Genomic DNA, 15,251 nt, shown 5'->3' with positions numbered 1-15,251 from the left:
CTGACGCGGCCGGTTCATGACAGGATCATGACCGGCCGTTTCCTTTTCCAAACAATGTTGAATTGTCAGCGTGGCTGGGCGCCCAGATCCTCGAAGGTCAGGCCCTTGTCGGTGCGGGTGAAGCGGCCCTTGCCGTTGACCGTCATCGCCGTGGCACCCGGCTGCGGCGCGAAGGTCGCCGCGTAGTAGCAATCATACTGCTTGTCGTCCGGCTTCGCGGCGCCGTTGCGGTATTTGGTGTCCACGCAGCCTTGCTTGCGGAAGCCCTCGAACCCGCGGAAGCCGCCCTGCCCCTGGCCGTCCAGGGCCCGCCGGGTGTGGGTTTCCACCAGCTCGCGCATGTCGGACTCGCCCGGCTCCCCCGAACAGGCGGCCAGCGGCAGCGCCGCCAGACCGCACAGCACCACACGCCGCACCACGCCCTCCATCCTCTCCCTCACCGGCCGGCCAGCAGGCGGTCCACCCGCTCCTTCAGGGCGCCGAAGGACGGCGGCTTCACGACGAAGCCGTTGACACCCAGCGACATGGCCTTCTTGACGATCTCGGATTCCGTGTGGTTGGTCAGGAAGACCACGGGCGTGCGGCGGTTCCGCACCTCCGCGCTGGCCCGCAGATCGGCCAGGAACTGCAAGCCGGACACGGGCTTCATGTCGATGTCGCAGACGATCACGTCGGGGGTGGCGCGGATGCATTCCCGCATGCCGGTTTCCCCGTTGTCGGCCTCGGCGATCGAGCGGAAGCCGATCTGCGAGAGGATCTGCATGATGGTCCGGCGCACGAAGGGCTGATCTTCGATCACCAGGATGCTGTACTGCCCATAGTCGACCGGCTTCCGGTCCATCGCCGCACCCTCCCTCGCCCGAGCCGGGGAACTGACCAGAGACACTGGCGGGACCAGCCCATGGCCATACAGTCGAACACTGATAATGCGAGTCCGCCGAACGGGCAACCAAAGGACGGTTACAACTTTTAAAGAATGGAGTGTTTCTCCGACAGGGTCACGGCGACGGGCCGCGCGAAACCGCGCGGCCCTTGGCTTTGGGACTCGTTGCCGGCCCCCGCTGGATGCTACCGCCGGCTGGGTCCCTGCAACCCCAGGAGGGTGGAGATCACGCCCGCCACGAACCGGCGTTCCGGGTGCAGCTCATGCGTCGCCACCGCGCGCCCGGCGAAGGACAGCGCCGCCTTGGCCATTCCCGAAGGGTCCGGGCAGGCTTCCCCGTCGATGCGGAAACGCGTGACGGTCTTGGTCAGTTCGTGCATCGCGGTCAACGGCGGAATGCACATCAGGAAACGGGCGCTGGCAACCGGCGTGAAGCCGCAGCGCTCGAACATGGTCTGCACGGTCACCGGAACGTTGTCCGGCCCTTCGGTCCCGACCTGATAGCGGAGCAGGCGCTGCGCCCGCTCCTCCACCGCCTCGGACCAGCCGGCGGTGGCCGTAATCATGGGGTTGATCAAAACCTGCCTCCAAATGCACCAGCCACGGGCGGCGCAGGCGCCAGGGACGTTAGATTGTTCGTCGGACGAACAAGGTCAAGAAACATCCCGTATGGTGGAAACCCGCATCCATTTGATTACGAAGCAACCATCGTGCCAGCGCACGGGAGCGGTGGCGCAGAGCCGCCCCGCCCCGTCTCCGGGTTTCTGTATCGTCTTGAAACTCCACCTGATTGCTTCATGGTGCGCGCATCGAGGCCGGAACGGCGCCTTGGGACTCGACAGCGCGGCGACCGTTCTGATGCCGACCTCTCCGCCTCCGGCAAACAGGGCACGCTGCGTATGCGACAGTCTGCTGCGTTTTTGGGCCCAAAGTGTCGCTGCTCCGCAACCGACAGCCCTGGGGTGATGATCAGGAACCCCACACGCGCGCGAATCGTTATTCCCACGAAAACCATTCCTGTTCTGCGCTGTTGGGACCTGACGTACGTGAACTCATGAGCCGGAAGTTGTTTCGCGGCGGTGAGTGGGGGCCATCGTGGAGACATCCATGCCAAAAGATGCGGATAAACCGGACAAAACTGCCCCAGCCTCGGGAAAGGCGCTGCGTGACAGCCTGGAGGTGCTGAGCCGCAACCTGGCCGAAGGGCTCCGGACCGCGGACCGTCTCCAGCGCGACGCCAGCCGTCTGGTCGAGGAGAGCGCGCGACTGGCCGCCGAGCTGGTCGAGCAGCGCCGCGAGATGGGCCGGCTCCACGACCGGCTGTACCGTTCCGAGGGCCGCCGCGCCGCCCGTGAGGAGGAGTTGCGCCGCGCCTATGAAACGGCGGAGCGCGCCGACCGGGCCAAGGCGCGCTTCCTGAGCGCCGCCAGCCATGACCTGCGCCAGCCGATCCAGGCGGCGGCGCTGTACACCCACATCCTGCGCGGCGCGGTCGACGCGAACCCCGCGGCCAGGGAGGCGGCCGATCTGCTTCAGGCGTCCATCGACAGCCTGAGCGGCATGCTGAGCGGCCTTCTGGACCTCGCCCGGCTGGAGGCCGGTGCGGTTGACGTCGCGGTCACGGAGTTCCGCCCCGACGCGCTGATGCGCCGTCTGGCCCAGGAGTTCCGGGAGAGCGCGGTGGCTGAGGGAGCAAGCCTGCATGTCCACCCCTGCGGCGTGGCGGTGCGGACCGACGCCCGACTGCTGGAACGGATATTGACCCACCTGCTGTCAAACGCCGTCCGTCACGGCGGCGGAAACGGGCATCGCGTCCTTCTGGGGTGCCGGCGGCGTCCCGCTGCACTGGAGTTCCAGGTCTGGGACGACGGGCGGGGCATCCCTCCCGACGCCCGCGCCGCCATCTTCGAGGAGTTCCACCAGCTCGACAACCCGGAACGCAGCGCCGCCAAGGGTTTCGGCCTGGGCCTGCCGCTGGTGGCCCGCATGGCGCGGCTGCTCGGCCTGACGCTGGATCTGCGGTCGGAGGTCGGCCGGGGCACCGTCTTCACGGTCACCGTACCGCGCGCCACCCTCCTTCCCGAACCCGACCGCCGCCTGACCGCCGCCGCCCGCGCCATGGCCGCGGTCGCCACAAGCGCGACGGCGACGGCAACCGCGGCGTCACCGACCGAGCGGATGAAGGGCCGGCGGGTGCTGCTGGTGGAAGACGACGAGCGGGTGCGCCACGCCATGACCATGCTGCTGAAACGCTGGGGCGTTCGGGTGACCGCCATCGGTTCGGCGGAGGAACTGGCCGACCGCCTGCCCCGGCTGCGCAGCCGTCCCCATGTCGTGCTGGCCGACCACCGGCTCCCGCGCGGGCAGACGGGCCGCACGGTGGCGGAGCTGGTGCGCCGCCGGTGGGATGTGCCGGTCATCATCATCACCGGCGACACGGCGCCGGAGCGGCTTCGCGAAGCGCGCTCCATCGGCTGCCGCCTGCTGCACAAGCCGGTGGAGCCCGGCGACCTCGCCGCCGCCCTCGACGACGTCATGGAGGGGTGAACCGTCAGAACGATCCACCACTCCACCTGTTCCCAGGGTGGGAGGTGCGCGCATGGGGCGACGGAAGACGCGACACAACGCAGTCGAGCGCGGTCTGATCGGCGGAGCCGCCGTGCTGCTGGCGCTCGGCGCCGGGGCGCTCGCCTGGGCGTGGGAGACGGCGATCCCGCCGCAGCCGCGCCCGGCGGCGGATTCCTTCCCGGCGGATCTGGTGGCGGAAGGGGCCCGGCTTGCGGCGGTGGGGAACTGCATCGCCTGCCACACGGTGCCGGGCGGACGGTCCTTCGCTGGTGGGCTGGCCCTGCCGACGCCCTTCGGGACCATCCATTCCACCAACATCACGCCCGACGAGGACACCGGCATCGGCCGCTGGAGCGAGGCGGCCTTCACCCGCGCCATGCGGCGCGGGGTGGACCGCGAAGGCCGGCATCTCTACCCCGCCTTCCCCTACGACCACTACACGCGGGTCAGCGACGCCGACAACCGGGCGCTCTACGCCTATCTGATGACGCGCACCCCGGTGCGGGCCGAGGCGCCGGCCAACGGCCTGCCCTTTCCGCTGAACATCCGCATGACGGTGGCCGGGTGGAAGCTGCTCTATTTCCGGGAGGGCGCCTTCACCCCCGACCCGGTCAAGCCGGAGGTCTGGAACCGCGGCGCCTATCTGGCGGAGGGGCTGGGCCATTGCGGCGCCTGCCACAGCCCGCGCAACGCGCTGGGCGCGGTGGACGAGGGCCGCGCCTGGGCCGGCGGCGAGGCCGAGGGCTGGACCGCCTACCCCATCAACCGGGACTCTCCGGCGCCCGTCCCCTGGACGGCGGACAGCCTGAGCTTCTACCTGCGGCATGGCTGGCACCCGGCGCATGGCGTGTCGCGCGGACCGATGGCGGAGGTCACCGGCAACCTCGCCGGGCTGCCCGACGCCGACGTGGCCGCCATCGCCGCCTACGTCGCCGACCGCATGGGCACTCCCAGCGCGGAACGCCGGCGCCGCGGCGAAGACCTGCAGGCTCTGGTTCCGCGCTTGAGCGCCGACGCCGGGACGCCGCCGGGCGCCAGCCTGCCCGCCGCCGGCGGCCTGAGCCGGCCTCCCACCGCGGGCTCCGAAGGGACCGCGTCCGGCGGTGACGAGCGGGGCGAGGCGGTCTACCGCACGGCCTGCGCCACCTGCCACGAGTCCGGACGGCCGCTGCCCTTCGGCGGATTGCCCTTCGCGCTCAGCACGGCGGTGAACGCGGCGAACCCGCAGAACATCGTCAACGTCACGCTGTTCGGCCTGCCGCCCGGCGACGGCACCGTCAGCGCGGTGATGCCGGCCTTCGGCGGCGCGCTGACCGACGCCGACATGGTGGCTCTGCTGCGCTACCTGCGCGGGCGCTTCAGCGACCAGCCGCCATGGGACGGGCTGGAGCGGCTGGTGGCCGACACGCGCAGCGGCGCGCACCATGTGGCCGTCCGCCCCGCCGACGGCATTGAACGGGCGCCGCGGAACGTCGGCGCCGAGGACTGAATTCAACGGAGCGCATCATGGCGATCGACCTCACGGTGAACGGCACCCCCCAGCGGGTGGAGGCGGACCCGGACACGCCGCTGCTCTACGTGCTGCGCGACGATCTGGGGCTGAACGGGGCGAAGTTCGGCTGCGGGCTGGGCCAATGCGGCGCCTGCACGGTGACGGTGGACGGGCGCGCCGTGCTGTCCTGCGTCACGCCGGTCCTGCTGATGCAGGGGCGCGCCGTCACCACGGTCGAGGGGCTGGGCACCGCCGAGGCTCCCGGCCCGATGCAGCGCGCCTTCATCGAGGAGCAGGCGGCCCAGTGCGGCTACTGCATCCCCGGCATGATGATGCGGGCTCAAGCCCTGCTTCAGGAGCGACCGGACGCCGACGACGCTGCAATCCGCCGAGCGCTGGAGTTCAACCTGTGCCGCTGCGGCACCCACATGCGCATCCTGCGGGCCATCCGCCGCGCCGCCGACACCATGCGCCACGCGGAGACCGCCGCCCCGAACGGGAGGGCCGGCTGATGAGCGACCACAGCCCCCTCCCCCTGACCCGCCGCGGCCTGCTGGCCGCCGGTGGCGCCCTGGTCGTCACCGTGTCGCTGGCCCGCCCCCTGCCCGCCCAGACCGGCGGCGGTGGCGCCCGGCCTCCCAAGCCCGCTCCGGGCAGCCTCGCCCAGACGCCCCGGCTCGACGCCTGGGTCCGCATCGGCGCGGATGGCGCCATCACCGTCTTCACCGGCAAGGCCGAACTCGGCCAGGGTATCCGCACCGCCCTGATCCAGGTCGCGGCGGAGGAGTTGCGCGTCCCGCCCGCCGCCATCACCCTGGTCACCGCCGACACCGCCCGCACCCCGAACGAGGGCTACACCGCCGGCAGCCAGTCCATGCAGAACAGCGGCACCGCCATCCGCGCCGCCGCCGCCCAGGCCCGCGTCCTGCTGGCGCAGGAAGCGGCGCGGCGCCTCGGCGCACCGGCCGACGCGCTGGGCTTCGCCGACCGGCGGGTGACGGCGCCGGACGGGCGGACGCTCGGCTACGGGGAGCTGGCTGCGTCGCTGGACCTGACGGTGGAGGTGCCGGCGGACGCCCCGCTGACCCCGCCGGACCGCCTGTCGGTGATGGGCAAGCCTCTGCCCCGCGTTGACATTCCCACAAAGGTGACCGGCGGCGCGGCCTATGTGCAGGATCTTCGGCTGGAGGGGATGCTGCACGCCCGCGTCGTCCGTCCGCCCAGCCCCGCCGCCCGGCTGACCGCGCTGGACAGCGCCGCTGTGGAGACGATGCCGGGGGTGATCGCCGTGCTGCGCGACGGCGACTTCCTCGCTGTGGTGGCCGACAAGGAATACCGGGCGGTCAAGGCGATGCGCGCCCTCACCACCGCCGCCCGCTGGGAGGAGACGGCGACCCTGCCGGGAGACACCCCCATCCCCGACCTGCTGCGCGGGCTGGAACGGGAGGTCGGCACGGTGGACGCGAATGGCGAGGCCGGAACCATCGCCGACGGTCCGCGCAGCCTGCGCGCCCGCTTCACCCGGCCCTATCAGCTCCACGGCTCCATCGGCCCGTCCTGCGGCGTGGCGGTGATGGGCGAGGACGGGCTGACCGTCTGGTCGCACACCCAGGGCGTCTATCCCGACCGCAAGGCCATCGCCGAGATGCTGCGCCTGCCTCCGGAGCGGGTGCGGGTGATCCACACGGAGGGGTCCGGCTGCTACGGCCACAACGGCGCCGACGACGCGGCGGCGGACGCGGCGCTGATCGCCAGCAAGCTGCCGGGCCGCCCGGTGCGGGTGCAATGGATGCGCGAGCAGGAGCATGCCGGGGAGCCCTATGGCCCGGCCATGATGATCGAGGCCGCGGCCTCCCTGGACGGAAACGGGCGCATCGACCGCTGGACCTTCGACGTCTGGTCCAACACCCACACCACCCGCCCCGGCGGGGCCGGCGCCCTGCTGGCCGCGCGCCATCTGGCCGAGCCCTTCCCGGCGGAACCGGCGGCGATGCAGATCACCCCCGCCGGCAACGGCGACCGCAACGCCATCCCGCTCTACGCCATCCCCAACACCCGCGTCCTCTGGCACTTCCTGCCCGACATGCCGCTGCGGGTGTCGGCGCTGCGGTCGCTCGGCGCCTACGCCAACGTCTTCGCGCTGGAAAGCATGATGGACGATCTGGCGCTGCTGGCCGGGGCCGACCCCGTGGAGTTCCGCCTGCGCCACCTGGAGGACCCGCGCGCCCGCCGGGTGGTGGAGCTGGCGGCGGAGCGCTTCGGCTGGACGGGCGCTGCGCCCGCGCCGGGCGTCGGCCACGGCTTCGCCTTCGCCCGCTACAAGAACCACGCCGCCTATCTGGCGCTGGCGGTGGAACTGGCGGTGGACCGCGGCAGCGGGCGGGTGCGGATGACCCGCGCCACCGCCGCCATCGACAGCGGCGCGATCGTCAACCCCGACGGCATTCGCAACCAGACCGAGGGGGGCATCATCCAGGCGATGAGCTGGACCCTGTTCGAGCGCGCCGTCTACGACGACACCCGAGTCACCTCGGTGGATTGGGCCAGCTACCCCATCCTGCGCTTCGCCAGCGTGCCCGACCGCATCGACGTCCACATCGTGGAGCGGCCCGGCGATCCCTTCCTGGGCACCGGCGAGGCGGCGCAAGGCCCGACCGCCGCGGCCATCGGCAACGCCATCCGCGCGGCGACCGGCCGGCGCCTGCGCGACCTGCCCTTCACCCCCGACCGGGTGCGGGAGGCGACCGCCACCGGATAGCGCCGGTCCGGGGAGGATGTCCGGGACGCCCCCGCGAATAGAAGAAACGGCTTGGCGCTTTCGGACGAAGAAGGGTGTGAGCCCAACCCAGGGCAAGCGGCTTTGCCGCCACCCGTCGGCTCATCATGCCAAGATGTGAAGGGCAGCAAACGGGACGCATTGCTTGCCGCAACAACCCTCACTTGCGCCATCTTTACTAACCAATCGCCGCATATCCGGCAACGCAGCATAATAAAAATCCAGGAAATTCATGCTTTCTTTAAGAATTAATCAATGATTAACGGTGCAACAATGCGTCACATGACGCAATATTCTGCAATATGTAACATTACAATGAATGTTTATGTTTGCCGACTACAAAGAATCACCTGTGTCAAATGCGGTTTCGACGCGCTGTATTCATTGACCAGGGCGTTCGGTTGTGGGTATGTCAAATCAAACGAGGTAGCCAATTCTTTCGAGAAGAAGCTACTCTGGATTGCATCCCATTCAGGAAATGTCCGCTATGACCGAAGCGCCCGCCGCCGCCACCACGCGCGTCATCACCTCTGGTCGCGTCCTCGACACGGCGGCCGAGGTTGCCGTCATCGACACCGCCCTCAGCGGTTGGCGGGACCTTCAGGCGGGCCTTCCCTCCGGCATGGACGCCGTGCTGATCGGCGAAGGCCGCGACGGTGTGGCGGCGATGGCGCAGGCTTTGGCCGGGCGCCAGGGCATCCGGGCGCTCCATGTGCTGTGCCACGGCTTCGAAGGCGGCCTGCAACTCGGCACGGCGCGGCTCGACGAAGCGGCGCTGACCGCGCGCGGCGCGGAACTGGCGGCCATCGGCGCCTGCCTCGCGGACGACGGCGACATCCTGCTGTACGGCTGCAACGTGGCGAGCGGCCATGGCGAGTCGTTCCTCGACGCGCTGGCCGGCATCACCGGCACCGCCATGGCCGCCTCCCGCACCCCGACGGGCGCCGCGGACCTGGGCGGCGATTGGACCCTCGGCTGGACCCGGGGCACGCTGCGGACCGCAGCCCTGCGGATCGACCAGTATCGCGGGGTGCTGGCCGCACCGTTCGTCGATGAAGTGGTCGCCTACACCGGCGAGAACACCATCACCATCCGGTACGAAGACAGCCTGGACACCACGAGCAACCCGCTGCTGACCCATTTCGTGGCGACCGACGGCACCCTGAACGCGGGCACCGGTTCCATCCTGATCAATGGCAACGCCGTCACCCTGGTCAGCGCCGTGGTCTCGGACACCTTCGTGACCCTCACCGTCGGCCACCAGTTCCAATTGAACGACACCATCGCCTTCCGCTACGAGGATCCGGCGGGTGACGACCTGACCGGCGTCATCCAGGCCCCCTACGGCCTGGACACGCAATCGGTGGACGTCTCGATTACGGTCCTGTCCGCACGCCCGCCGGCCTTCCTCTCCGCATCGGCGCAAATCGGGACCAACAAGGTCGTCCTGTCCTTCGATCAGACGCTGGACGCCAACAATCCCCCGTCCACCCAGCAGTTCTTCGGGTCCTCGTCGACTCAGGGGCAGATTCGCATCAACGGCGTCTACTACAGCGTTTCGAGCGTCGCCGTCGTTGGAAGCACCGTCACCGTCGAGGTCGGCAACGGTTACATCTTCCAGAACGGGGATAATGTCTCCCTCCGTTACTACGACGGGGACACCGTGGACAGCACCACGGCCATCCAGAATCAGGCCGGCGTCGACATTCCGGATTTCAGAACCAGCTTCACGGTCCAACTCAACGAGCCCACCGTGACCGCGACGGGCAACGCGCCGACCTTCACCCAGAACGCGGCGCCGGTGGACCTGTTCTCCGGGGTGTCCGCCAGCACCAACACCGGACAGGTCTTCACCAGCGTGACCCTGACGGTCACCAACGTCGTCGACGACGAGTGGCTGTCCATCGATGGCACCATCCCCATTTCCCTGACCTCGCCAGCCACCGGGGTGACCGTGCCGACGATCCCGGGGGCGACGGTCTCCACCTCGTACAGCGGCACCACGGCGACCGTCACCGTGAGCGGGCTCAACCTCACCGGCACCCAGCTGGCGGCGCTGCTCGACGGCATCGCCTATGTCAACGCCGGAGACGTCGTCACCGGCATCGTCACGCCCGGCAACCGCACCGTCTCCATCACCGGCGTCACCGATGACGGCAGCACCAACAACACGGCCAGCCTCACCGGCGTGTCCTCCACCATCACCGTCGCGGCCGCGGCCGCGCCGACGCTGACGGCAACCGGCAACACGACGACCTTCACCACCTACACGAACGCGGCGGACCTGTTCTCGACGGTCACGGCCAGCACCAACGACTCCGGTCAAGTCTTCACCAGCCTGACGCTCACGGTGACCGGTGTCCTGGACAGCGCGTCGGAAATGCTGGTCTTCCTGGTTCCCGGATTGTCGTCCTCGACCATTGCCCTGAACCATGGCGCCACCTCCCTGCCCGTCGGCGGGGTGACGGCCAGCGCCACGGCCAGTGGCGGCACCGTCACGGTGACGATCAGCGGCCTGCAACTGTCGGACAGCCAGATGGCGTCGTTCATCGACGGCATCGCCTACAACAACATCGCGGCTCTGCAGAGCGCCACGCCGTCCGACGGCCCGCGCGTCATCACCATCACCGGCGTCACCGACGACGGCAGCAGCGACAACAGCGCCAGCCTGAGCGGCATCACCGCCACCGTCAACATCGGCGCGCCCCAGGCGCCGGTCCTGCAAAGCGCCGCTGTGGACGGCACGTCCCTGGTGCTGACCTACAACGTGGCGCTCGACTCCGCCAACCCGCCGGCGGCGGGCGCCTTCACCGTGACGGCCGGCGGCAGCCCGGTTACGGTCAGCAACGTCGCCGTGGACGGCGCGAACAAGACCGTCACGCTGACGCTCGCCCAAGCGGTCGCCCATGGCAGCGCGGTCACCGTTTCCTATGCCGACCCGACCGTGGGTGACGACGTCAACGCCGTCCAGTCCGCCTGGGGCGGCATCGACGCCGCGACCATCACCGCCCAGCCGGTCACCAACGACACGCCCAACCCGAACGGCACCCCGCCGACTCTGACGCTGAGCCCCGAAACCCCCTTCTTCATGGGGAGCAGCGGCAGCAGCGGCTTTGACCTCTTCAACGCGGTGACCGCCTCGACCGTCGACGGCGGGCAACACTTCACCGGTATGGTCCTCAAGGTCTACAACGTCGTCGGCAACGGTGGCGCCGAGTTCCTGACCATCGGCGGCAGCGACATCGCGCTCGGCACCGGGTCGGGCACGTTCAACAACGGCGGCTACGCGGTCACACTGGCCAACGGCGTCGCCACCGTGACGCTGAGCGGCATGTCGTTGAGCGACGGCACCATGGGCTCGCTGATCGACGGGATCACCTACAAGAACACCGGCCCGGCCAATGCGGCGTTCGGCTCCACCGAGACGCGGCCCGTCGTCCTTCACTCCATCACCGACAGCGGTCCCGTCGGGCAGAACACCACCGTCGTCGACCAGGTCGCCACGGCGACGATCGCCAATACGATGCCTGCGCCCGCGCCTCTCAAGATCGCGCCGACAAGCCCGACCGTGTCCTTCGTTGCGGGAACGCCGAAGCAGGTGTCCTTCACCATCACGGCCACGCAGTCCATCACCCTGGTAGGGTCGATGGTCGAGTTCGGCGTCAGCGCGCCCAGCGGCTGGACAGTCGCGAACATCAGCCTCGACATGCCGGTCGCCGGCATCATCACGATCGGCAGCGTCTTCACCCTGACCTTCGACATCACGGCGTCCGGCATGGACACGTCCGGTGCGTTCCCCATCAGCATCGTCTCCACGGCGGTCGGGATCGACATGAGCACCGCCGCCATCTCGAACTCGGTGATGGTGATGCTCGCCCCACCCGCGCCGGTGCTGCAGAGCGCCACGGTCAACGGCACGTCGCTGGTCCTGACCTATGATGCCGCGCTGGACGCGGTGAACGGCCCGGCGACAAGCGCCTTCGAGGTCAAGGTCGGCGGCAGCGCGGTCACCGTCTCCACCGTCGCGGTGAACAGCGTCAACAAGACGGTCACGCTGACGTTGGCCCAGGCGGTCCAGCACGGGCAGACGGTCACCGTCAGCTACACCGATCCCACCAGCGGCGACGACGCGGCGGCGATCCAGAACGCCACCGGCGGCGCGGACGCGGCCACGGTGACCAACCAGTCGGTGACGAACAACACCCCGGACACGACGCCGCCGTCGATCACCAACGTCACGATCCCCAACCAGCCGGCCAAGGTCGGCGACACGGTGACGGTGACGATCACCGTGGCGTCGGACAGCGACACCTACACGCTGGGCAACGGCAGCACGGTCAACGGCTTCGCGCTCGGCAACCTGACCAAGGTCAGCGCGACCACCTACACCGCCACCTTCACCGTCACCGCCGACGGCCAGCGCACCGGCGACCGCGCCGCCGGCGACGACATCCCGGTCAACATCGTCCTGGTCGACGGCGCCAGCAACGCCAACACCCCCTACACCACCCCGATCAGCCAGACCAACGACCGCATCGACACCAACGCCCCGCCGGTCCTGGCCGTCCCCACCACCCCGCCGACGCTGGTCGACACCTCGGCCACCGACACCTTCCCGCTGATCGACGGCCAGCTCTCCGCCACCGACCTGGAAGGCGACACGCTGACCTACTCCGTCGCCGGCTCGCAGGCCTCCCCGGTCCAGCACGGCAGCGTCACGCTCAGCAACGGCGTCACCTACGACACCTGGTCCACCGGGCCGGGCGGCACCGCCTACGTCAACAGCCAGACCGGCCAGTACGCCTACGTCTTCGACGCCGCCTTCCTCAACGGCGTCCCCGCCGGGCCGATGCAGGGCACCAGCACCTTCACCGTCTCCGACGGCAACCGCACCGTCGAGCAGCAGCTCACCCTCAACTTCACCGGCGCCAACGACAGCCCCATCCTGTCCAACGACGTCCGCAGCCTGGCCGCCATCGACCAGGGCATCGCCGACGCCGCCAACACCGGCACCACCGTCACCGCCCTGCTCGCCTCCGCCGGCACCGCCACCGACGCCGAGTACGACAGCCCCTTCCCCCTGGTCACCGTCCTCCCGCTGGGCATCGCCGTCACCGGCGTGACCAACACCAACGGCACCTGGCAGTACAAGGTCGGCACCGGCGCCTGGACGGACATCCCCACCGGCTCGTCCAACGGGGCGGCGCTGCTGCTCGCCGGGTCGGACCGCGTGCGCTTCGTGCCGAGCGGCTCGGGCTTCACCAACACCGACACCGGCGCCATCACCTTCAAGGCGTGGGACCTGACCAGCGGCACGGCCGGCGCCACCGCCGACACCACCACCGCCGACGCCTACAGCGTGGGCAGCGCCACCGCGACGATCACCGTCGACGCCGTGCCGACCCTGACCGCGACCGGTGGCAACAAGACCTTCGGCGTCGGGGTGGACAGCGCGACCAGCCTGTTCAGCGGCGTCGCGGCCTCCACGGTGGAGGCGGGGCAGAGCTTCCGCGGCGCGGTGTTCACCGTCAGCGGCGTGGTCGACGCCACCGAGGTCCTGACCATCGGCGGCACCGACGTCGCCCTGACCAACGGCGCCACCGCCACCCTGACCGGGCTGGGCGCCGCGGGCGGCGACGCCAGCGTCACCGTGTCGGTGGTCGGCGGCGTCGCCACGGTGACCGTCACCGGCCTGGAGCGCGGCGACGCCCAGATGAGCGCGCTGCTCGGCGGCGTCACCTACAAGAACACCAGCGCGACGGCGACGCTGGGCGACCGCACGGTGGCCATCGCCAGCCTGACCGACAGCGGCGGCGCCACCGGCAGTGCGGCCATCTCCGGGGTCAGCGCGGTGGTCAGCGTGGCCGACGTGACGCCGCCGGCGGCTCCGGTCGTCACCAGCGCGGCGCTGACCAACAGCGCGGCCCCGACCATCGCCGGCACGGCGGAGGCGGGCAGCACGGTCACCGTCACGGTGGGCGGGGCGACCTACACCACCACCGCCACGAACGGCGGCATCTGGTCGATCGACCTTGCCACGGCGACGCCGGCCTCCGGCTCGCTGAGCCTGAACGCCAACGGGAGCAACCCGGTCTCGGTCACCGCCAAGGACGCGTCCAACAACACGTCCACCGCCGGCACGCAGACGCTGACCATCGACACCACCGCTCCGAACGCACCGGCGGTGACCTCGGCCGCCCTGACCAACAGCGCGACGCCGACCATCGGCGGCACGGCGGAAGCGGGCAGCACCGTCACCGTCACGGTCGGTGGGGCGACCTACACCACCACGGCGACCGGCGGCACCTGGTCCATCGACCTCGCCACCGCGACGCCGGTCAGCGGCTCGCTCAGCCTGAACGCCAACGGCGCTAACCCGGTTTCCGCCACCGCCACCGACGCGGCGGGCAACACGTCCACCGCCGGCACCCAATCGCTGACCATCGACACCACCGCGCCCAACGCGCCCGCGGTGACCAGCGCGGCGCTGACCAACAGCGCGACGCCGACCATCGCCGGCACGGCGGAGGCGGGCAGCACCGTCACCGTCACCGTCGGCGGGGCGACCTACACCACCACCGCGACCGGCGGCACCTGGTCGATCGACCTCGCCACCGCGACGCCGACCGCCGGCTCGCTGAGCCTGAACGCCAACGGCGCCAACCCGGTCTCGGCCACCGCCACCGACGCGGCGGGCAACACCTCCACCGCTGGCACGCAGTCGCTGACCATCGACACCACCGCGCCCAACGCTCCGACCGTCACCACGGCGCTGAGCAACAGCGCGACGCCGACCATCGCCGGGACCGCGGAAGCGGGCAGCACGGTGACCGTCACCATCGGCGGCGCCACCTACACCACCACGGCGACCGGTGGAAACTGGTCGATCGACCTCGCCACCGCGACGCCGGCGTCCGGCTCGCTCAGCCTGAATGCCAACGGCGCCAATCCGGTCTCGGCCACCGCCACCGACGCGGCGGGCAACACGTCCATCGCCGGCACCCAGTCGCTGACCATCGACACGACGCTGCCCGACGCCCCGGCGGTGACTTCGGCGGCGCTGACCAACAGCACGACGCCGACCCTCGCCGGAACGGCCGAGGCCGGCAGCACCGTCACCGTCACGGTGGGCGGGGCGACCTACACCACCACCGCGACCAACGGCACCTGGAGCCTCGACCTCGCCACCGCGACACCGGTCAGCGGCTCGCTGAGCTTGAACGCCAATGGCGCCAACCCGGTTTCCGCCACCGCCACCGACGCCGCCGGCAACGTCTCGGTGCCGGGCACCCAGTCGCTGACCATCGACACCACCGCTCCGAACGCTCCCACCGTCACCAGCGCGGCGCTGACCAACAGCGCGACGCCGACCATCGCCGGTACGGCGGAGGCGGGCAGCACGGTCACCGTCACCATCGGCGGCGCCACCTACACCACCACCGCCACCGGCGGCACCTGGTCCATCGACCTCGCCACCGCGACGCCGACCGCCGGCTCGCTGAGCCTCAACGCCAACGGCGCCAACCCGGTCT

The 15,251-nt window shown here is 70.3% G+C and carries 8 protein-coding genes; 5 read left to right on the top strand and 3 right to left on the bottom strand.

Annotated features, from left to right (window positions below):
- Positions 1–65: 65 nt before the first annotated feature.
- From DXK32_RS25825 to DXK32_RS25815, 3 genes are all read right to left on the bottom strand, one after another.
- Entirely contained in the window at positions 66–428 is a 363-nt protein-coding gene (locus tag DXK32_RS25825; RefSeq protein WP_114861124.1) for a hypothetical protein, read from the bottom strand.
- An 8-nt stretch (positions 429–436) separates the two neighbouring features.
- Positions 437–841 (bottom strand): response regulator, encoded by a 405-nt coding sequence (locus DXK32_RS25820; protein ID WP_114861123.1) that lies wholly within the window; start codon positions 839–841, stop codon positions 437–439.
- 227 nt (positions 842–1,068) lie between these two features.
- Entirely contained in the window at positions 1,069–1,449 is a 381-nt protein-coding gene (locus DXK32_RS25815) for a hypothetical protein (protein ID WP_162801350.1), read from the bottom strand.
- Positions 1,450–1,990: 541 nt separating this feature from the next.
- Between DXK32_RS25815 and DXK32_RS25810 the strand changes: the two genes are divergently transcribed.
- The 5 genes from DXK32_RS25810 to DXK32_RS25790 all read left to right on the top strand — a co-directional run.
- Positions 1,991–3,430, top strand: a complete 1,440-nt coding sequence (locus tag DXK32_RS25810) for an ATP-binding response regulator (protein WP_114861121.1) — start codon at positions 1,991–1,993, stop codon at positions 3,428–3,430.
- 52 nt (positions 3,431–3,482) lie between these two features.
- Entirely contained in the window at positions 3,483–4,940 is a 1,458-nt protein-coding gene (locus tag DXK32_RS25805) for a cytochrome c (protein WP_114861120.1), read from the top strand.
- 17 nt (positions 4,941–4,957) lie between these two features.
- Entirely contained in the window at positions 4,958–5,455 is a 498-nt protein-coding gene (locus DXK32_RS25800) for a (2Fe-2S)-binding protein (RefSeq protein WP_114861119.1), read from the top strand.
- Positions 5,455–7,701, top strand: a complete 2,247-nt coding sequence (locus DXK32_RS33550) for a xanthine dehydrogenase family protein molybdopterin-binding subunit (RefSeq protein ID WP_114861118.1) — start codon at positions 5,455–5,457, stop codon at positions 7,699–7,701. Before DXK32_RS25800 ends, DXK32_RS33550 begins: the two co-directional genes overlap by 1 nt.
- A 505-nt stretch (positions 7,702–8,206) precedes the next feature.
- The coding region (locus tag DXK32_RS25790) for a SwmB domain-containing protein (protein WP_114861117.1) at positions 8,207–15,251 on the top strand (7,045 nt) is incomplete at its 3' end.

The sequence above is a fragment of the Azospirillum brasilense genome (genome assembly GCF_003349955.1).
In the GTDB taxonomy this organism is placed as follows: domain Bacteria; phylum Pseudomonadota; class Alphaproteobacteria; order Azospirillales; family Azospirillaceae; genus Azospirillum; species Azospirillum brasilense_B.
This window is presented reverse-complemented; position numbering and strand designations above follow the sequence as displayed.